Source organism: Paenibacillus sp. TAF43_2, from assembly GCF_052113545.1.
GTDB lineage: Bacteria > Bacillota > Bacilli > Paenibacillales > Paenibacillaceae > Pristimantibacillus.
In genome coordinates this window covers 30,659-51,673 of record NZ_JBFRDK010000016.1, presented here as the reverse complement: position 1 = coordinate 51,673, position 21,015 = coordinate 30,659, and the positions used below count along the sequence as shown (strand labels likewise).

Genomic DNA, 21,015 nt, shown 5'->3' with positions numbered 1-21,015 from the left:
ATATAGCTCTAACGAGTCATGTGATGCAGCTCCCCCATTGATACAATTTGGACAGTGAATCCAAATCGATGGGGGTATTTTTATGAAGCTTAAGAAAAAAATCGCAGGTGTCGCACTGGCAGCTATGTTGACACTAGGAGCGGCGTCTCCAGTATTCGCGCATGACGGTTGGTCTCAGACGAGTGCACCAATCGTAGCGCCGGGTCAAGTTTCCTATGTTGAGCTTATGTATGGAAACCACTCCAACGAGCACAAGAGCTATCGGTTGGAAGGGCAGTGGGGCAGCACTTCAAAAGTATATGTGACTACGCCGGCAGGGCAGAAGTCAGATATTACAGGCACTCGTTTCTACACTGGAGAGCCGGCTACTGAAACAACGCCAGCGCTAAATAATTACTTTGTTGCGTCATTTAAATCAAATGTTCCAGGCGCGTATATTATATCAACCGAAGCAGACAGCGTGTACAAGGGTGCAGAGGCTGCAACTCGCACGCTGCGCAGTGCCAAATCATTTGTAGCGATTAGCGATATTCCTGTCATTGATCGGGTCAAGGCACTTACAGGTTTCTCTAAGGAAGTAAGCCCGGATAGAGCGGAGCTCATCCCTTTGTTCAATCCTGCTGCAGTTACACCGGGTGAAAAAGTGTCGATTGAGCTGCTTCTAAAGGGCAAACCGCTTACTAATACAGCCGTTGATATTATTCGTCGCAGCAATTCTGAAGCAGTGGAGCTGAAGACCGATGATAAGGGCGTGGTTTCATTTACGACGGGTGCTGCCGATTATTACTTAGTACGTGCGAAGCCAAGCACTACGGAAGCTAAGGAAGGCGAATACAGCGCAACAAATTACGAAGCTACAATGACTTTCACGGTTCAAAATAAATCAGTGAAGCTCCCAGGCAGCGCCGTGTCTGCTAAACCACATATTTACGTAAACGGAAACGTAGTAGCTGTAAGCAGCTTGACTGTTTCAAATGGTACGACGAAAGTAGATGCAGCGTTCATTAAGCAATACGTAGACGCAGCATATAAAGGCACAGGTGCAGTAACCCTTCGTTCCGCAGCTGAGGCAGCTGGTGCTTTTGTTGAATACTTCCCTGCCGTAGGCGGTAATCAAGCAGCTGTCGCCATTTACACAAAATAAGGATTGCAGATGAAAAAAATAAGATTGATATTTGCAATAGCAATAATATGGGCATGCCTGCCGAGCTTCGTCTCGGCGCATGCCTATATTGCGCAATCGACACCTTATGGGGATGCGGAGCTGGCGGAAGCTCCGCCCGCCATTCGAATAAAATTTACAGAGAAAATCGATACGAAGCTAAGTAATATTTCACTAAAAAGTAGTAGCGGCACTGACATTACTGGCAAGTTAAGCAGTGATGATGAGCTTACGCTAGTTTATACCATTCCTAAGCTGGATAAGGGCATTTATGAAGTAAGCTGGCAGGTGTTGTCGCTTGATTCTCATATAACAGACGGTTCCTTTAAATTTGCGGTAGGCGTGAAGCTTGAGGCTGTGAAACCGGATGATACGGTTTCACTGGACGGTGCTTCTGCTGGTAATACAGGGAGCAGCTCTGGAAATGAAGCAAAAGTGACTGACAAACCCGTAATTACAAAGAGTCCAGAGCCCACAATTAAACCTAAGCCTACAAAAAAGCCGGATATAACGCCTACGCCATCTGCATCACCCACTCCGACTGCTGAGTCTATAGAAGCCAGTGAAGGGACGGCCGCTACCCCGTCTCCCACGATTTCAAGCAGTGAAGAGGTGGAGGCAGCAGAGCCGGATACAAATACAAATACAAAAGATGTTGATGCGGATGCTGTGGAAGACGATAATGCTGCTCCGCAGATCGAACAAGATACCGCTAATGATCACAGCAGCCATAGCAATCACAGCGGCGACAGTGGCGCTGGAGAGGCCGAGCACGATCATGCGGGTGGCCAAGGCTTCATGGTGCTGATGCGCATACTCGATATTTTGACGGCTGTTATTCTCGCTGGAATACTGTTTTTCCGATATGTCATCTGGAGAGATGATGAATCAAAGGCACCCTTTGGTTTCTCCGTCCGAGCCGAGAGACTAGTGATGGGAGCCGCTGCGCTTATTTGGCTGGTTTCCGGATTGCTTCGCTTGTCGATGCTTGCAGACCAATTCGGCGGTGTATCCATCTATGCACTAGCTAATGGAACAATGATTGGAAAGATAGCGACATTAAGAGTTGGGCTTGCTTTAATCGCACTTCTTCTTGCATTTGCCCCTATTCGGGAGAGACGATGGGCGAATATGATTAAATGGATAACTGCAGCGGCATTGATAGTGAGCTTCCCGCTCACAGGCCATGCGAATGCTGCTTTAACCGATGTCGTATTTGGAATAGTGACCCATACAGTTCATATGTCTGCTGCCGCAATATGGTTTGGTGGCCTTGCGGGTTTGCTGTCAATAACTTTCCATAGAAATGCCGTGGAGCGCTTGAACCAAGCGGCTGTGCGTTTCGCAAAGTGGGCGCTGCCAAGCATGATCGTTATTTTGATTAGCGGAATATGGCTTTCGGCTGCTAGGCTCTCAGAATGGGGACAATTGTTCACTACAGCGTATGGCAATCTAATCCTCGCCAAAACCATTCTCATGCTGCTTGTCGTCGTCATTGCAGCACTTCATAAGCTCGTATTCATGCCGCAAATCGCGAAAGCGAGCGCCGCAAGAGGGTTGCTGTATGGCATCCGAATTGAGATGCTGCTTGCTGTTGCCCTATTCGTGCTGGCAGGCTGGTTGTCGACAACTTCTCCGCCGGAAGCACGCGTGGAGTCAAAGCTGGCTGAACCGATTTATTGGCATGTGATGGGTGAGCAGGCGCATATGAGTTTGCGTATTTCGGAGAATGATCAGACTGGGGATCAGGCTGTACGCCTTGATTTGTGGCTTCCTGAAGATCAGGGAACGCCTTTATCCGCGGAAGTAGCTGTTAAGATAGACTCGAATCAAGCGGAAGCGGAAAAGGARACCGAGCAAGGAAACAAAATTGTGATTCCGCTGGAATTGCAGCCGATGGGGGAAGAGATGTTTGAATTTCCAGGCTTTACGAAATATACGTATCGTTCATCAGGTGAGTTTATCGATGATCAGAAAAAAGGGTTAATTACGGTTGATGTAAAAGACGAGAAAGGAAACAACTTCCATTATGAGCGAGCGATAGGCGACTCGCTAACGGAATAGTTGTTACGGCAAAATAAGAGGGAAAGACATGTCCATGCTTGACTTCGCTTCATGCTTCTGCTAATCTCACCATCAGGGAAAAGGCGGGTGTTAGCATGATCATCGGCATCGGACATGATTTATCAGATATTGCAAGAATCGCGAAAATAGTGGATGGCCGCACAGGCAGAAGGTTTTTGGAGCGGGTGCTGTCTGCGGGCGAGCGAGAGCTGGCTACGGAGTACACAGGCGAGCGGCTTTATCAGTTTACGGCTGGACGTTTCGCTGCGAAGGAAGCGGTTGTGAAAGCTTTTGGCTGTGGAATAGGGAATATACTAGGATTCACAGACATCGAAATTTTGCGAGGAAGCTGCGGCAAACCCGAGTGCAACTTAACGGTGGCAGCTTGGAATCGCCTAGGCTTAAGCAGAGAGGCTGTTCGAATTCATGTTACGATTACGCATGAACGAAAGCTTGCATCAGCTTTTGCTGTTGCGGAACGGATATCGGAGTAACCTTTTGCCTATACTTGGAATGTAATATACCAAGTTAGCTAGTCGAGAGGGGATGCCGACAATGAAGGAGCAGCGGCTGCAAAAAACGAAGCGTCGGTTTAAAACCGGGCAATGGGTTGAATTCGACGGGGTGTATTCAGACGATTGGGGCGGAGATCTAGTGCTTGTGCAGGGTGATCTATTTCCGATGCATCCCCAAATGGGTGAAACGCATTGGACCTACGCTGGCCAAGCGGCACTTCATTTCATGAGTTCTCCAAAAATAAACGGCCATCATATCGGCTATTAAGCGATCATGAACAAGAAAAAAAGGATGCTTGAGCAGCATAATCTGCTCAGGCATCCTTTTTTTTCGCTAAGCCTTTGTTATTTTTTGCTTGCCAACCAATTAGAGAGCCCTGCAATTTCTTCAGCAGTCAGACGCTCTTTAAAAGCAGGCATCGAGCCTTCGCCCTCTTCAATCTGTTTCGTAATATCAGCAGCACTCATGCGCTCTCCAACTTTTTGGAGATTTGTTGCCGGGCCTACTCTGCCTTGAAGTCCGGTTCCGTGACAGCTGACGCAATTGGCCTTATAAACCGAAATAACTTCCTCCGGCCCAATAAGCGCGTTGGTTTTCTCAGGCGGGCTGTTCTCTTTGCTTCCACAGCCTGCCAGCAGTATCACAGCTATAAAGAATGTTATTGCAATAGAAAAACCTCGGTTCCGATTCATATATAGCAATCCTTTCTTTTATTCTTTATTATGGAAGATTCGGTCTTGTTTAGGATATTCATAAGACTTCCATATGAATTTGAATCGTTAGTTCGTATAATAGAGAAGATGTTAACCATTAGAGAGAAGATATAACTATTATATCTCAGTTTTACTTATAGGAGAATTCATGAAACCGACAATAGAAAGTATTTTGCAAAATCAGTTGAACAACATTCAAGCCGAGGTTATTATGACTGCCTATAACGAATTTGAACCGGGCTGGTTCGAGAAAAAAACCGAGCCGGATTTTTTCCGTTTCGGTTATACAGTCAAGGGAGAAGCCCGGCTTAACATACAAAATGACACTTATTTCGTACAGCCGGGTACGCTTTATTTTTTGCCAGCGGGTACAAAGCAATCTTTTGGTACAGAGGGAAATGAGAAGCTGGGGCTTTATTGGTGCCATTTCCGTTTGGAGCTTAGCGATTTTCAAGTTATTAATGCGCTGCAGCTTCCGCCATTTGTTTATGTGAAGGACAAAGAAATGATGAGTAGCCTTTTTACAAAAATGAATGATTATCAGCATTGTAAATCGATTACACGTGAGCTGCGGTTAAAGTCGGTGCTGCTGGAGCTGCTTGCTTATTATTTAGAAGAAAGCCATGTGCAGAGAACAACATTCCAGCAATCGGATTTTGAGGTAAAATGGAATGAAGTGCTCGCCTATATTGAAGCGAATTTGCATCAGAATATACAAATTGAGGAGCTAGCTAAGTTTGCTTTTCTTCATCCAAACTATTTCATTACTTCCTTTAAAAACATCATGGGCTGTTCGCCGATCCAATATGTGACAAATCGCCGCATCGCGATCGCGAAGCAGCTGCTTATGGAAACGGAGCTTCCTGTAGCCGTTGTTGCGAAGCAGGTTGGCATGCAAAATCATTATTTATCTCGGCTGTTCAAAAGATATACAGGCATCACGCCGGTTCAGTATAGACGGATTGGAAAAAATACCGGAAACAATCGAAAGACGCTTACAACAAGAATGAACGAGGAGAAAAGCTAATGGGAGAAATAGATGTAAAGACGTATTTTAGCACAGAGCTGCTAAATTGGTATCGGCTTATCAAACGCGATTTGCCATGGAGGATTAATAAAGATCCTTACCGGGTATGGGTATCTGAAATTATGCTGCAGCAGACGAGGGTAGACACTGTCATTCCATATTACAACCAATTTATGAGTAAATTCCCCACAGTGCGAGCGCTTGCTGAAGCTCCTGAGGAGGAAGTGCTCAAAAGCTGGGAGGGGCTGGGCTACTACTCGCGTGCCCGCAATTTGCAAGCCGGTGCCAAAGAGGTCGCTCAGCGTTATGGGGGAATCGTCCCAGATGATAAAGCGTCCGTTGCTGGATTGAAGGGCGTTGGCCCTTATACTAGCGGAGCTATTATGAGCATCGCATTTAATCGTCCAGAGCCGGCAGTTGATGGTAATGTGATGCGTGTGCTCTCGCGATATTTTTGCTTGGAGGATGATATCGCAAAAGCTTCGACGCGAGTAGGCATTGAGAAGCTGGCTGCTTCGCTTATTCCAGAAGGCGCCGCTGGTGACTTCAATCAAGCGCTGATGGAGCTGGGTGCTCTCGTGTGTACGCCGAAATCGCCAAGCTGTTTGCCTTGCCCTGTAATGGAGCATTGCGAGGCGAGACTAGCAGGCAGAGAGATGGAATTGCCGATCAAGACGAAGGCGAAGCCTCCTCGTCCAGAGTTTAGGGCGGCAGCAATCGTTGTTGGCAGCGGGGAAAATGCCGGCAAAGTGCTCGTAAGGCAGCGTCCAGCTACAGGCCTTCTAGCCCAAATGTGGGAGCTTCCCCATTTGCTGCTGCCGCCGGATAAGGTGAACTGGCTGGATGAAGCAGCGCCGAAGGAGCAGGGCGAGCTCGCCGAGATGATCAGCCGTATGCTTGATGAGGACACAGGACTTCTTATTCGTCCGCGCAGCTGGTTTACAGATGCTGATCATATTTTTAGTCATATTCATTGGAAAATGCGTTTTTATTTAGCCGATTTGGGTGAAACGTCTTATTCAGCTATAGACGCACACATCGCAGCTGCATCGGGCAGCGCAGCTATTGCTGCGGAGGCAGCGTCCTCTTATGAAGTGAATAAAAAGGCAGCAGCTATAGATGTTTCTACTGAGGAACATAATGAGCAGCCGGGCACTTACCGATGGATTTCAAAGGAAGATATGGACACGCTTCCGTTTCCGAATTTATTTTTGCGCATTTTAAAGCAATTTTGGGAATAAATGATTATAGAGTCGGAGGAGAAGCAAATGAGCAATATGCTGGAGCTGCTCTTGCAGCACAAAATCGTAGCCATTTTAAGAGGAATTGAAGATCGGCATGCAGATGACACAGCGCAGGCTTTAATAGATGGCGGCATTCATATGATGGAAATTACGATGAACACGGACGGAGCAGCGGCTATGATAGAGCGTTGGCGTTCGAAGTTTGATGGAAAAGCTGCAGTAGGTGCCGGCACAGTAACGGATGTAGACCTTGCTAAGGAGGCTGTGGCGGCAGGCGCCCAATATCTCATATCGCCTAATCTAGATGAGGAAGTTATAGCATATGGCCGCGAGCGCGGCCTCTCCGTATGGCCCGGTGTTATGACACCGACTGAAATTGTGAAAGCTTGGAAGGCAGGAGCGGATGCTGTGAAAATTTTTCCAATGGGCACGCTCGGCATAGGTTACTTGCAGGAAATTCGCGGACCATTAAACGATATTCCAATGATTGCTACTGGCGGAGTTGATTTACATAATATTGCAGATTATTTTAAAGCAGGAGCAAATGCTGTCGGAATGGGCAGCAAGCTCGTTAATTTGGAATGGGTTCGCGAAGAGAAATTCGCTCAAGTAACGGAGCGAGCACGGCAATTCGTAGATATCGTAAGCAAGCTATAGAGCAAGGAGGTTATCTCATGGACGTTGTCTTATGGATCGTTATCATCTTCTTTATTATTGTTTTGCTGCTTGCTGCGCTAATCTGGCAAATGGGCGCGCGCAGCCAGAAGCCTCGAAAGATTATGAATGCGGAGACTCCTCTTGTCGACACGCAGTGGCAATCCTTAACGTTCACTAATCATGGCTCTAAGCTGGAAGGCTGGCTGCTTCAGCCTGCTTCCAACGACTTGTTAAAGGACGGACTTGCGCCTCTTATTATTTTAGCGCATGGCTGGGGATCGAATCGGACGAGAGTGCTTAGGTATACGCGTCCGATTTATGAAGCAGGGTTCGCTATATTGATGTATGATGCACGCAGCCACGGCAACAGCGATTCGATTTCTGCGCCTTCCGCGCTCATGTTTCGGGATGATGTGCTCGCTGCTCTTGAAACAGCCAAAAGTTTGCCAGGTATTGATCCAGATCGAATTGCCATACTAGGTCATTCCCTTGGCGGATTTGGAGCGCTGCTTGCCCTTGATCAAGGCATGAAGGTGAGAGCGGTCGTAACGGATTCAATGCCCGTCCATTTCGATACGATGATGAAATCGGAATTGCGACGCAAAAAACTGCCGCTATTCCCGCTAGCCTATCTGATTCCGATGATATGGCTTATTCGTTCACGCATATCGTGGTCGCAGTTTAAAGAGGCCAGCATTCCTGCTGTAATAGCAAAACATGCCGGCAGCTCCGACATTGGCCGAACACCGATTATGATGATTCATTCGAATGGTGATGAGTTTATTAGTGCGGAGGATCTGAAGCAGCTGAAAGAGCAATTGCCAGATCATCTGATTCAAACATTGTTCGTATCGACCAAAGGACATAGCACTTCCGAGCAAGATTCTAGCTTCTGGGAGAAGGTTATCCCTTTTTTGCTGGAATCCATGGAGTATGCTTCTATCAAAAAGGAAGCCCGCGGCACGAGGCGGCAGGCTTCAAGAGAGAATATATAATAAAGGGGGGTCATGAATTTATTATATAAGCATAAGATGAAACCAAGATGAGAGAAATATTACAGTTTGATTACAAGGCTGCTAGCTTATAAACGGGCATCCCTTCTAGTTGAAAATATAAATGTGAAGAAGTTTCCGATAAATGGTTGCTTTCTTTCACTTATTGTTAAGGAGGTTCGAATGCGTAGAGTAGCTTCTAAATTGTTGGTGGTTGTCGTTATCGTAGTAGCTGCATTTTGTCTTGACCTCAAGCTGGATTTATTTCCGGCGGCAGCAGAGTCGGAGGAGGTGGCCGCCTTGGATGAAACGAATAAGATGGAGCGCATGGAGCTCGAGCTTGCTAAACATTTCAAAGCCAGGTCCGAGCGGTTTTCAGTGACATACACGGGGGACAAGCAGGAACTATCGAAGAAAATGACAGAGGTCATTCGTGCTGCTTTAAAGCATGATGATTATTCAGCCTACATTCTTGAATCCTACATCTACACCATTCGCAGCTGGGGAAATAAATCGACGATTGCTCTGGAAGCCAGATACCGCGAGACACTGGAACAAACGGCAGTTGTAGATCGCACCGTTGCAAAGGCGCTCCAATCTATAATAGAGCCGGGAATGAATGAGCATGAGAAAATAAAAGCTATTCACGACTGGGTCGTTAGCCATGTGGAGTATGATAAAACATTGAAGCATTACACTGCTTATGATGCGGTGACACTCGGAGAAACCGTGTGTCAAGGATACTCATTGCTAGGCTATAAAATGCTTAAGCAAGCAGGACTGACGGTTTTAATCGCAGAGGGTACTGTGAATACGGGCGAGCATGCATGGAATATGGTGCAGGTAGACGGTGTTTGGTACCATTTGGATCTAACCTGGGATGATCCGGTCGCAGCAGCATCAGCAGGAAGCCAAATCACGGCACAAAAAGTTTCGCCAAGCGAGAGTACGATTCGTTATAACTATTATTTGAGAACGGATGAGGAACTGCGCGTTGATCACCAGTGGACTAGAACTTATCCTGCTGCAAACGTCTCCTATGCGGATACGATTCGTGAGCTGGAGAAGCAAGGGGGACAGGCGGAGCGCAGCCGCTTCAGCAGGCTGAAGATCGCACTTGGCTTGCACTGGCTTGAACCGGAATATACGGTATCAAGCTCAGCGCAGCTGAATCAAGTTATACAATCGGCGCTTGATTCCAAGGCAGGGAGCTTATCATTCCGATATGAGCAAGGCGATCAATTCGCAGCAGCTTTAAAGGCTGCCTTCAAACGTATAAACGTTGCAGTTGGTTATCGGGCAAGCTATGAGCCTTATGCTGGCGATCAATCACTTCTTGTTAATCTTCAGCTGGAATATGCGAAATAATAGGATGAGGTGCAGAGGGCTGCACCTCATTTTGTTCAAATAGGAAAGGGGGTGCATCTCTGCACCCCCTTTCCTATTTGAGTAAATCAATTATTGCTCATTTTTTCTCGCAGCGGTCATTTGCTGCCATACAGAGCCGGCTGCTTCTTCACCGCGTTCAATCCGTTCAAGCGCCATTTTGGCTTGAAGCTGAATTTCAAATTCATTATCATTAGCAGCTTGACGCAGCGCATCGATCGCAGATTCATCGCCTGCTTCATAGAGGAAGCGTGCCGCGCGCCAGCGGACAAGCTTGTTTTTGTCACGGAGTGATTCAATCATCGGTCCAACCGCAGCGGGATCACCAAGATCAGACAGCGTGTCGCCAGCCATCCTTCTAACGGAAGTTGAGGAATCACGCAGCGCCATAAACAAATACGGCAGCGCTTCAGGCGCTCGCAGATCGCCAAGATAGATAACGGCAAGACGACGAATCGATGTGTTCTCATCCTGTATCGCTTGTGCAAGCAAAGGCAAACCTTCTATAGCGGAAACATATCGCTCCAATGCTGCGTAACGAACCTGCCAATCCGATGAGGCGAACTGCTCTTGCGCTTGTTCAAAAGTTAGCGGAGCTGGCCTTACGACAGCTGGAGCTTCGCCTTCAGCACCAGCATTCCCTTGCTCAATAGCTGCTTGCACAAGAGTATCCAATCTCTCACTCGAATAGGAAGCTTCCAGCTCGCGTACAATTTCAGCTGCAATCTCCTCGGGTTCTCCGTATCGAACGCCAAACTCTTCCAGCTTGCGCTCGCGAATCATGCCTGAGCCAGCGGCAAGGTTAACCGCCTCGCCAAACTGTGGCGGAAGCGCTGAACGTGCCTCGATGTCTCCCATTCTTACGCGCACCTGCATCGGAATGCCGCGATACATTTGAACGAGCACCTGCGCTTCGCCAAAGCTAGTTGAAGGCCCACTCCCGCTGCCCTCGCCGTTGTCGCCATCAGCAACCTTCTGCAGCAATTGTCCTGCTTCAGCGAGTATAGCTGCCCAATCTGCTCCAGGCTTGCGGTCAAGCGCAATAAAGTCAGCTGTACGGAATAAGCTTTTCACTCCGTTTATTTGCAAAAGCTGCTGAAGCAGCTCAGGAGCGTCGCTTGCTTCACTCGCTTTGTAGGTGAGTCTGCGTCCGCGAGGGAGCATCTCATCGACGTTCAGCTTCATGGAATTGGGACTCGGCGTTGGTTCTATTGAAATTAGTTTCATAAGGAAACCTCCTGGGCTAATTGATATTTAGACGCTCATCTGCTTCATTTATGTAACAAATGCTGCGTCGAAAGCGTAATCTTATGTGTAAATGCTTTATAACCAAGTGTAACTGATTTTATGTTAGGATGCGAACGATGAAACGAGAGATTGTCTCTAATTCACATTTCTGGATAGACTGTCATACGAGTGCGTGGATGATTTCGCATAAATAACATATTTGCATTGAGTACCGCTGGCTTGGTATCTTAATAAAACAAGAAATGAATGCGAAGGAGGGATGGACGGTTGAAGTTAAAACGATTTGCTAATATAGATCCTATCGAGCAGCACACTTCAATGAAGCAGTTCAAAAGATGGCGTCAGGAACGCATTCGCAAGCTGAGAATGAAAGATTATTCATTCACCGTTCCGACTGTTGAACCTGACATCGCATACTTGGAGAATAACCGAAAATGGCCTTCTATTACTTGGGTAGGGCATTCTACTTTTTTTATTCAGTTCGGCGGATTGAACATTATTACAGACCCTGTGTGGTCGACTCAAATGGCATTTCAAAAAAGACTTTCAGCGCCAGGTATCAAGGTAGCGGACGTTCCGCCTATTGATATCGTGCTTATATCGCATTCCCATTATGATCATTTAAATATAAATTCGCTGCGCAGGCTGGTTGGCGCTAGACAATTGCTTGTGCCTGCAGGACTTGGTGCCAAGCTTCGCAAGAAGGGCTTTCTTAGAATTAAGGAGCTGCACTGGTGGGAATCCGTTATGTATAATGGCGTGAAATTCACATTTGTGCCTTCACAGCATTCGACTCGCCGCAATCCATGGGATACGAATAGCTCGCATTGGGGAGGCTTTGTCATTGAGCGTCCAGCATCACGCAGCGAGAAGCTTGTAAGCCATGTTCGTGATACTTTTGAGGCCGGTGACGGAATGGAATCAGCTGCAGAGTCGCGAGCGCAAATCGCAAGCGCGTCCGAGCCGGCAGCTGCTCGGAGTTGTCCGTTTTTTAGCGGTGCAGCTTCCGTTGAGCGGCCAGTCATATCTGATTTTCCGACTATTTATTTCGCTGGGGACAGCGGTTATTTTCAAGGCTTCAAGGAGATCGGCCGCCGCTTCCCGGTTGATGTAGCGCTATTGCCGATTGGAGCTTATGAGCCGGAATGGTTCATGGCGCCGCAGCATATTACGCCGGAGCAAGCGCTCCAAGCCTTCGAGGATTTGGATGCCAAGTGGTTTATTCCTATGCACTATGGTGCGTTTAAGCTTGCGGATGATACGCCTCGTGAAGCGCTCGATCGCTTGGAGGCTGAACGCAGAAAACGATGTATTTCTGACGAGCGAATTCTAGTTCTGCCGCATGGCGAGACATGGCGTATGTCCGGGAAATAACAAACGAGGACAAAGGTTTGCCAAATTCGAGCAATGACGACGGTAAACGAAACCGTTATACTTGCTAAGTATAAGTATGCATAGTGGAATAATTTTAGGGAGCTTAGGTTTGCATGCGTAAATCTAAGCTCATCTTACGAAGCAAGGTACCTATAAGGAGGAGCAAGGAATGATTCATGCAAACATTCGTCTAGGCGTTATCGGTGCAGGTGCAATCGGTAGTATACATATGCAGACATTCAATAAAGTCGAAGGCATCGATGTTGTTGCTGTAACGGACGCTTACCTTCCGCTTGCTGAGCAGCGTGCTGCTGAGTACGGTATTGAAACGGTTCATCCAAGTCCGCAATCGCTGCTTGAAGACTCATCGATCGATGCAGTTGTTATTGGTGTGCCTAACCAATTTCATGCCGAGCTTGCTATTGAAGCACTGAAGCAAGGCAAGCATGTTCTGCTGGAGAAACCGATGGCCATTGATTCCGAAGCAGCGCGGCTAATCGTAGAGGAAGCTGAGAAATCAGGTAAAATACTAATGATGTCGCATCAAATGCGCTGGACTGGACTGAGCCGCGCACTTAAGCAGCGAATTGATAACGGCGATGTAGGCCACATCTATAACGCAAAGGCAGGCTGGTTCCGCAAAAAGGGCATTCCCGGCTGGGGCTCATGGTTCACTCGCAAAGACCAAGCAGGCGGCGGCCCGCTAATTGACATCGGAGTTCATATGCTAGATCTTTCGCTTTATCTCATGGGCAATCCGAAGCCTGTTTCCGTATACGGCTCGACTTATGCAGAATTTGGTCCTAACCGTCTTGGTACAGGTACATGGGGTACGCCAAATTGGGACGGGTACTATGACGTTGAGGATCTAGCCTCGGCGCTTATTAAACTTGATAATGGAGCGACCTTGTCGCTTGAGGTTAGCTGGGCTGCACATTCAGCCTTCCTGCCGGAAGATCCATTTATTCATTTGATGGGAACAGAAGGTGGCGTAGCGATTATTGGCAATAACGGCAAGTATGTTACGCATGAGAACAATGAAGTCGTTGAAAGCGACATCACTCCGCTAGAGGGGGAAGAGGATCGGATTCTAATGAGCCGCCATTTTGTCGATTGCATTCGCGAAGGCAGGCAGCCGATTACGTCTGCACTTTCGGGTTACACAAATAACCGTATTCTTGACGCAATATATGAATCTTCCCGCACGGGCAATGAAGTTAAGCTGAAGTGGGATTAATCTTTTAAAAAAAAAGACATCACTGCTTCATAGCTTATTGCTAAAAACCTTCCCTAATGCGACAACTGTATCAAAGTCGCATGGAGGAAGGTTTTTTTATCGTGAGATCTATGAATTAAAAGTAATCCTCGTTGCTGGATTGTCTATCCAAATGCTAAGGCAAAGGCAAAAGAAGGTTCGGTTTCCTTGCATACTGTGGTATAATAGATCAAGATAAAGTGATTTTGTAGTGAAGGACGGGATTAAACGAATGATTAGTACAAGTGGCATAACGCTCCGTTACGGGAAGCGGGCGCTTTTTGAAGATGTTAGCATTAAGTTCACGCCAGGCAACTGTTATGGCTTGATCGGCGCTAACGGCGCGGGCAAATCGACCTTTTTGAAAATATTATCCGGTGAAGTTGAGCAATCGCACGGAGAAGTGCATATAACGCCGGGTGAACGGCTAGCCGTTCTAAAGCAGAACCATTATGAATACGACGAGTCCGTTGTACTTGAGACGGTAATGATGGGTCACAAGCGTCTTTATGAGGTAATGAAGGAGAAGGACGCTTTGTATGCAAAAGCAGACTTCACTGATGAAGACGGCATGCGTGCAGGTGAGCTTGAAGCTGACTTCGCAGACATGAACGGCTGGGAAGCTGAGTCTGAAGCAGCAGAGATGCTAAATGGACTCGGCATTACTCCTGACCTGCATGATAAGAAAATGGCTGAGCTAAGCGGCAATGAGAAAGTCCGCGTATTGCTGGCTCAAGCATTGTTTGGCACACCGAACATTCTATTGCTCGATGAGCCTACCAACCACTTGGACATTGAGTCCATTCGCTGGTTGGAAGATTTCCTTGCCGATTACCAAGGAACTGTTGTCGTAGTCAGCCATGACAGGCACTTCCTGAATACGGTATGTACACATATTGCGGATATCGACTTTGGCAAAATCCAAATGTATGTCGGCAACTATGACTTCTGGTACGAATCCAGCCAACTTGCATTGCAGTTGATGCGCGGTGAGAACAAGAAGAAGGAAGACAAGATCAAGGAATTGCAGGCGTTTATTCAACGCTTTAGTGCGAACAAATCGAAAGCGAAACAAGCAACTTCGAGACAGAAGCTTCTTGAGAAAATTTCGCTTGATGATATTCGTCCATCAAACCGTAAATATCCGTTTATCCTCTTCAAAGGTGAGCGTGAAGCGGGCAAGCAGCTCTTGCTTGTTGATGGCTTGACCAAAACGATCGACGGCGAGAAAGTGATCGACAATCTGACGATCGCTCTTAATAAAGGCGATAAAGTTGCATTTGTTGGACCGAACAGCTTGCCTAAGACTTTGCTTTTCCAAATGCTTGTTGGTGAAGTTGAAGCGGATGCTGGCAGCTACTCGTGGGGTGTAACAACATCGCAGGCTTATTTCCCGAAAGACAACTCGCCATATTTTGATGGCGTTGATTTGAACCTTGTGGAATGGCTTCGTCAATATTCGAAAGACCCGGATGAAACCTTTATTCGCGGCTTCCTTGGCCGTATGCTCTTCTCGGGCGATGATGCAATGAAGAAAGCAAGCGTGTTGTCTGGAGGCGAGAAAGTTCGCTGCATGCTCTCCAAGATGATGCTTGAGGGCGCGAACGTATTTATTTTGGATGAGCCAACGAATCACTTGGATCTTGAATCCATTACGGCTCTGAATAATGGTCTGACAGATACGGATTGTACGATTTTGTTCACTTCGCATGACCATCAGTTCGTACAAACGATCGCTAACCGCATCGTTGAAATTACGCCGAACGGTGTAATCGACCGGATGATGACTTATGACGAATACCTTGAAAGTGCTGAGGTTAAAGCGCTTCGTGAACGTATGTACGCTGTTTAATTTTCTATAGAGCGTCAATCAGTGAGGATAGTCTCGCTGATTGACGCTTTTTTTGTCTATATGGAGAACCAAATAAAATTCTAGAGTTCTAAATGTCATTTCATTTGCTCACAATATACAGATATGAAGCCTCAATGGCTACGTTATTATTTTCATTAGTTGAAAATACCGTTAAGCTCGGGAGCAGCAGCCTTATCTAAAGTTGTGCAACTATTGGCATAAAATAAGATGGACAAACTTGAAAATTTTTTGGTTGATTTATGCGTAAAAGGGAGTTATACTACGTTTGAAAAGGTTTTCAGAAAAGCTTTTCAGTAAGCACTTTCATAAATGTGAAACATGACTCATTATAATAAAATTCAAACTAGCGCATGTTACATCATTCTTACTCATCAAGAAAGGCGTGCCATTATGAAATCGACTATACGCGATGTAGCAAAATACGCTAATGTGTCCATAAGCACCGTATCCCGGGTCATGAATGCGCCGGAAACCGTAGTGGAAGAGAAACGTATCAAGGTGCTTGAAGCTATTGAGGCGCTTCAATACCAGCCGAATGGATTTGCCAGAGGGTTGATATACAAAAAATCAGACACGCTTGGCGTTATGATTCCGGATATAGAAAATCCGTATTATGCCGGCTTAATACGCGGAATGCAGGATGCGGCTGTTATGCTCAACCATAGTCTGATGATCTGTAATACAGACCGCGACAAGCAGCGGACGATCTCTTATGTGCAAAGCTTTTTTGAGAAGCAGGTAGATGGCATCATATTTACGAGTGATTCATTGCATGAAGAATATTACGAGGAGATGCAGCGCTATCGTCTGCCATTCGTTCTAGCTTCTACCAATGCTCCGGAGTATGATATTCCGTCTGTTGATATTGATGATGAGCAGGGTGCGTATGATGCGGTCAAACATTTAATTGAAGCAGGGCATCGCCGCATAGGTATGATTGGTTTTCCTTTAGGAATCACAATCTCCGGTGAGCCGCGATATACGGGCTTTAAGAAGGCGCTTCAGGAATATGACCTCTCAGAGAACGAGAATTGCATTGAATTTGCTATACATCGATTTGAGCATGCTTATGATGCAGCTGAACGACTGTTCACTCGTTGTCCCGATTTAACGGCTGTTTTTGCAGCTTCGGATGAATTCGCGATGGGTGCGATTTCATATTTGCGCGACAATGGCAAACCCGTACCTGAGCAAATGTCCGTCGTAGGTTTTGACAATATCCGAATGGCTCAGATGTTTATTCCTAAGCTAACGACGATAGACCAGCCAACCTATGATATTGGGTATCGATCCGTTGAGAAGCTGCATGAGCTGATTACAACTGGGAAAGTTGAAGTGCTCAGAGAGAAGCTTCCACATCATTTAATTGTGCGGGAGTCAACCAAGTCCTATTTATCATAATCGGGATATGACAATACTTAGCTTGCAAATATGAATAGCGAAACGGCTGTGCCTTTAAATTTCGGCTTTTGTCGTTCGCTTTGACTCATCTCTGAAAAGCTTTTCATATCAATGGAAGCGTTATCTATTTAAAAGATTTTGTTTTCGATAACTATTGAGCATAAAAACAACCTACATTGGCACTTTAAAGGAGGTGAGGCAACAACTTGTTATCTGACTGTTAATTTAACGTTTCAAAAGGGCCGAGTAAGTGTAATTTAATTACTGATTACTTAAACATGAAAGGATGAGGTCTATGTACACGAGAAAAACAAAAAAAGCATCGACTGTCTTTATTCTAACGCTAGCGCTTGTGATGACGATTACGGCTTGCGGAGGAAAAAATAATAATACAACGAACCAGCCAACAGAGAAGCCAGCAGAGGGCGGAACGAATGCAGGAGCTGGGGCGGGCGACAGCGCGTTGGCTAAAGCATTAAACGGCGATTTTAAAGGTAAAAAGGTTACGATGTTCGGTCCGTTTACGGATGCGGATGAAGTGAAATTTAACGAAAGCATTAAAGCGTTCGAAGATAAGACTGGAATCGACATCGCGTATGAAGGCTCAAAAGAGTTTGAAGCAACCATTTCGGTACGTGTAAACGGGGGTAACGCTCCTGATATTGCGGATTTCCCGCAACCGGGTTTGCTGAAGGGCTTTGTGAACTCTGGTAAGGTAATTGACGTAAAATCATTCCTTAGCGATGAGTATTTGAAAAAACAATACAACCAAAGCTGGCTCGACATGGCTACGATGAAAGGTACTAGCGGAGACGTAATGTCTGGCGTCTGGGCACGCAGCAGCGTAAAGAGCTTAGTATGGTACAACAAAAAAGCTTTTGCTGAAGCAGGTTATACCGTTCCAAAAACATGGACAGAGCTTATGGCGCTGACTGATCAAATCGCGAAAGACGGCGATCCAGCTTGGAGCATCGGCATCGAGAGCGGTACAGCGACTGGCTGGCCGGCTACAGACTGGATGGAGGATATTATGCTCCGTACAACTACGCCTGAAAATTATGACAAATGGGTATCGGGTGAGCTTCCATTCACAGATCCTGTAGTCAAAAATGCAGCAGAAAAAATGGCTGAAATCTGGTTCAACGAGGACTATGTATACGGTGGAAAAAAATCGATCGCTACAACATCGTTTGGTGATGCAGTTAAGCCGTTGTTCGATAATCCGCCAAAAGCATGGCTTCACCGTCAAGCTGGCTTTATTACAAGCTTCTTCCCAGAAGGCTTGACAGCTGATGATTACGATTGGTTCCCACTTCCAGCCATTGATGAGAAATATGGTCAACCAGCTCTAATCTCAGGAGATATTTATGCTATGTTCAATGATCGTCCAGAGGTTCGCGCTGTAATGGAATTCTTCACAACGGGCGAGTCGCTCAAAGCTTGGATTCAAACAGGCGGCGTAACAGCTCCTATGAATGATGCTGATCCATCATGGTACCCGAACGATCAAGAACGCAGAATGGCAGAATTCGTGAAAACAGCAGAAACGATTCGTTTTGATGGTTCTGACCTTATGCCAGGCGCAGTTGGCGCAGGTACATTCTGGAAAGGCATGACGGACTGGGTAAGTGGGACAGTAGATTTGGATACAGCACTAAAAGAAATTCAAGCAGGCTGGAAAAAATAATTGACTGCTGCTTGAGTGATTCGGGGGCTTCTCGCCGCAAGGTGAAAGCCCCTCTATAATCAGTACAGTAAATGGTGGCTTTTACGAAGAAAGGTTTGCTACGCAAACCTAAGTTTACGCTTACGAAGATAGGTTTGCTACGCAAACCTAAGTTTATGCTTACGAAGAAAGGTTTGTTTTACAAACCTTGGAGGAGGATTCATATGGAATTACAGGCTAGGAAAGGCAATGCTCTGCGGCTACTGTTGTTATCCATACTCGTGCCAGTTATCAATATTGTCATTCACGGGGGCATATTTATACTTTTTCGCGACTCCAACCTTCCGCCTATCCTCAATGCGGTGTTTGCAGTCATATGGGGAGCAGTTGGTATTTATTCGATTTACTATTCGTTTAACTGGGTAGTTGAGAAGTATCCGGATCAATGGAAGCGGAGAATATTGCCTTTTGTATTTGTTGGCCCAGCGGTGCTGCTGCTTGGTTGGCTGCTTGTCTTTCCGACATTGCGGACGCTATACTTAAGCTTTTTTGATGCCGGCTCGGTCAATTTTGTCGGTTTCGCCAACTATGTAGCTGTATTTACAGACCGCCTTCTCATCATGGCGCTGCGCAACAACTTGCTTTGGGTGTTCTTTGGCACACTGGCTTGTGTTGGCTTAGGTCTTCTTATTGCGATACTTGCCGATCGAAGCAGCTTCGAGAAGCTGGCTAAGGGTCTCATATTTATGCCGATGGCGATTTCGTTCGTAGCGGCAGGCGTTATCTGGAAATTTATTTATTACTATCAGCCAGGCAATGAGCAAATTGGTCTGCTGAATGCGATCGTCGTGAAATTTGGCGGGGAACCGCAGGCGTGGCTCAGTATGATTCAGCCGTGGAATAACCTGTTCCTTATCGTTATTCTCATTTGGATGCAAACAGGTTTTGCGATGGTTATTTTCTCAGCTGCGATTAAGAGCATCCCAGAGGATATGCTGGAGGCCGCTCGGATGGATGGCGCAGGCGAGGTTCGTATTTTTTTCAAAATCATGATTCCTTACATTGCGGGAACTTTGTTATCCGTTACAACAACGATTATTGTGTTTACACTCAAAATCTTCGACGTTGTAATGATTATGACAGGCGGACAATATGAGACGGACGTTGTGGCAACACAGTTCTATCGCCAGCTGTTTATGTACCAAAATGCTGGTTATGGTTCAACCTTAGCCATTGTGCTTCTCGTTGCTGTCATTCCAGTCATCATAATCAATCTGCGGCAGTTCCGTAGAGAAGGAGGGTTCTAATATGAGCAGGAACAAAAAATCCCGTAAGTCCAAGTGGCTCGTGAATACAGTGCTAGCTGTCATATGTCTCATTTGGACCATCCCGACGCTCGGTCTGCTCGTTTCCTCTTTCCGGCCTGCAGCAGATATATTATCTACAGGCTGGTGGAATATACTGCCTCATCGGGATTGGAGCACAACAGAGCAAATTCAGCTGCCCAAGGACACCGATCTTCGTGAGCCAATTAAGGTGAATGGAGCTACGTTTACCGATGATCAGCTGCGTGCGGGTGTGGAGCTTAACGGTGAACGATTGATTTGGGAAAACCGGAGAGCTAGACTTCTGAATGTACAGGATAAGCAGTGGACGATTATTTCAAATTTTACAACACAGAACTATGAGACGGTGCTGGGTGGAAAAACTTATTCCATCACGATGCCAGATGGTACGACCAAGACAGAGAAGGGCAGCGGTATGTCGCGTTCCTTTTGGAATACGATTGCGGTTACAGTACCAGCTACCGTAATTCCGATTTTCATCGCATCCTTTGCAGCTTATGCTTTTGCTTGGCTTAAGTTTCCAGGGAGAAAGACATTGTTTGTCATTGTTATCGCTTTGCTTGTCGTGCCTTTGCAGGTAGCGCTCATTCCGATTTTGCGCGATTATACGTCGCTTGGACTGAACGGCACATACTTTGGAATTTGGCTTGCGCATACGGCGTTTGGTTTGCCATTGATCACATATTTCATGTACACATCAATTAGTCAGCTGCCCAAGGATTTGTTCGAATCGGCATTTATGGACGGGGCTACCAACTTTACGATTTTCAGCAGGCTCATCCTGCCGCTATCCGTCCCTGCACTAGCATCGATCAGCATATTCCAATTTTTATGGGTATGGAATGATTATTTGATATCCCTTATATTTCTCGGAAGCCAGCCTGAAGTGCAAGTATTGTCAATGAATATTGCAAACATGGTTGGCTCCAGAGGCAATGACTGGCACTTGCTTACGGCAGCAGCATTTGTTTCGATGCTCATGCCGCTCACCGTATTTTTTGCACTTCAAAAATACTTTGTACGCGGGATGCTTGGCGGCTCCATCAAAGGGTAACAGCAGCAAAAGAATGGCGCAGCGTCTGGACACGGTG

General features: G+C 46.4%; 18 protein-coding genes. 16 read left to right on the top strand and 2 right to left on the bottom strand.

Features of this window, described 5'->3' with window-relative positions:
- Positions 1-82 precede the first annotated feature (82 nt).
- The 4 genes from AB4Z17_RS05805 to AB4Z17_RS05790 all read left to right on the top strand — a co-directional run bounded on the left by AB4Z17_RS05805 (position 83) and on the right by AB4Z17_RS05790 (position 4,009).
- A complete protein-coding gene (locus AB4Z17_RS05805; RefSeq protein WP_441958684.1) occupies positions 83-1,144 on the top strand; it encodes a DUF4198 domain-containing protein in 1,062 nt (353 codons plus the stop codon).
- Between the two features lie 9 nt (positions 1,145-1,153).
- Positions 1,154-3,226: a CopD family protein gene (locus AB4Z17_RS05800; RefSeq protein ID WP_441958682.1), complete on the top strand. Its 2,073-nt coding sequence runs from the start codon at positions 1,154-1,156 to the stop codon at positions 3,224-3,226.
- Between the two features lie 95 nt (positions 3,227-3,321).
- A complete protein-coding gene (gene acpS, locus AB4Z17_RS05795) occupies positions 3,322-3,720 on the top strand; it encodes a holo-ACP synthase (RefSeq protein WP_441908452.1) in 399 nt (132 codons plus the stop codon).
- Positions 3,721-3,781: 61 nt separating this feature from the next.
- Positions 3,782-4,009, top strand: a complete 228-nt coding sequence (locus AB4Z17_RS05790) for a hypothetical protein (protein WP_441958680.1) — start codon at positions 3,782-3,784, stop codon at positions 4,007-4,009.
- 77 nt (positions 4,010-4,086) lie between these two features.
- Here the strand turns inward: AB4Z17_RS05790 and AB4Z17_RS05785 are convergent, their stop codons facing one another.
- Positions 4,087-4,434, bottom strand: coding sequence for a c-type cytochrome (locus AB4Z17_RS05785; RefSeq protein ID WP_441908451.1), 348 nt, complete (start codon positions 4,432-4,434; stop codon positions 4,087-4,089).
- A 169-nt stretch (positions 4,435-4,603) separates the two neighbouring features.
- On the opposite strand from AB4Z17_RS05785, the gene AB4Z17_RS05780 reads away from it, so the two are divergent.
- From AB4Z17_RS05780 to AB4Z17_RS05760, 5 genes are all read left to right on the top strand, one after another.
- The gene (locus tag AB4Z17_RS05780; protein ID WP_441908450.1) at positions 4,604-5,482 is read left to right on the top strand and encodes an AraC family transcriptional regulator; all 879 of its coding nucleotides are present in this window, start codon (positions 4,604-4,606) and stop codon (positions 5,480-5,482) included.
- A complete protein-coding gene (gene mutY, locus AB4Z17_RS05775) occupies positions 5,482-6,723 on the top strand; it encodes an A/G-specific adenine glycosylase (protein WP_441958678.1) in 1,242 nt (413 codons plus the stop codon). Before AB4Z17_RS05780 ends, mutY begins: the two co-directional genes overlap by 1 nt.
- A gap of 27 nt (positions 6,724-6,750) precedes the next feature.
- Positions 6,751-7,383 (top strand): bifunctional 4-hydroxy-2-oxoglutarate aldolase/2-dehydro-3-deoxy-phosphogluconate aldolase, encoded by a 633-nt coding sequence (locus AB4Z17_RS05770; protein WP_441908448.1) that lies wholly within the window; start codon positions 6,751-6,753, stop codon positions 7,381-7,383.
- A 17-nt stretch (positions 7,384-7,400) separates the two neighbouring features.
- A complete protein-coding gene (locus AB4Z17_RS05765; RefSeq protein ID WP_441958676.1) occupies positions 7,401-8,378 on the top strand; it encodes an alpha/beta hydrolase in 978 nt (325 codons plus the stop codon).
- 180 nt (positions 8,379-8,558) lie between these two features.
- Positions 8,559-9,743, top strand: coding sequence for a transglutaminase domain-containing protein (locus tag AB4Z17_RS05760; protein ID WP_441958674.1), 1,185 nt, complete (start codon positions 8,559-8,561; stop codon positions 9,741-9,743).
- A 90-nt stretch (positions 9,744-9,833) separates the two neighbouring features.
- On the opposite strand, the gene AB4Z17_RS05755 is transcribed toward AB4Z17_RS05760, so the two are convergent.
- A complete protein-coding gene (locus AB4Z17_RS05755; RefSeq protein WP_441958672.1) occupies positions 9,834-10,988 on the bottom strand; it encodes a virulence factor in 1,155 nt (384 codons plus the stop codon).
- 339 nt (positions 10,989-11,327) lie between these two features.
- Between AB4Z17_RS05755 and AB4Z17_RS05750 the strand changes: the two genes are divergently transcribed.
- From AB4Z17_RS05750 to AB4Z17_RS05720, 7 genes are all read left to right on the top strand, one after another.
- A complete protein-coding gene (locus tag AB4Z17_RS05750) occupies positions 11,328-12,383 on the top strand; it encodes an MBL fold metallo-hydrolase (RefSeq protein WP_441958699.1) in 1,056 nt (351 codons plus the stop codon).
- Between the two features lie 169 nt (positions 12,384-12,552).
- Positions 12,553-13,620, top strand: coding sequence for a Gfo/Idh/MocA family protein (locus AB4Z17_RS05745; protein WP_441908444.1), 1,068 nt, complete (start codon positions 12,553-12,555; stop codon positions 13,618-13,620).
- Between the two features lie 250 nt (positions 13,621-13,870).
- Complete coding sequence (locus tag AB4Z17_RS05740) at positions 13,871-15,490, top strand: ABC-F family ATP-binding cassette domain-containing protein (protein ID WP_441908443.1); 1,620 nt, start codon at positions 13,871-13,873, stop codon at positions 15,488-15,490.
- A gap of 411 nt (positions 15,491-15,901) precedes the next feature.
- On the top strand, positions 15,902-16,912 hold the full coding sequence (locus AB4Z17_RS05735) for a LacI family DNA-binding transcriptional regulator (protein WP_441958670.1): 1,011 nt from the start codon (positions 15,902-15,904) through the stop codon (positions 16,910-16,912).
- Positions 16,913-17,207: 295 nt separating this feature from the next.
- Positions 17,208-18,599, top strand: a complete 1,392-nt coding sequence (locus AB4Z17_RS05730) for an ABC transporter substrate-binding protein (protein WP_441908441.1) — start codon at positions 17,208-17,210, stop codon at positions 18,597-18,599.
- Between the two features lie 203 nt (positions 18,600-18,802).
- Positions 18,803-19,885, top strand: coding sequence for a carbohydrate ABC transporter permease (locus AB4Z17_RS05725; protein ID WP_441958668.1), 1,083 nt, complete (start codon positions 18,803-18,805; stop codon positions 19,883-19,885).
- Between the two features lies 1 nt (position 19,886).
- Entirely contained in the window at positions 19,887-20,978 is a 1,092-nt protein-coding gene (locus AB4Z17_RS05720) for a carbohydrate ABC transporter permease (protein WP_441908439.1), read from the top strand.
- The last annotated feature ends 37 nt before the right edge of the window (positions 20,979-21,015 follow it).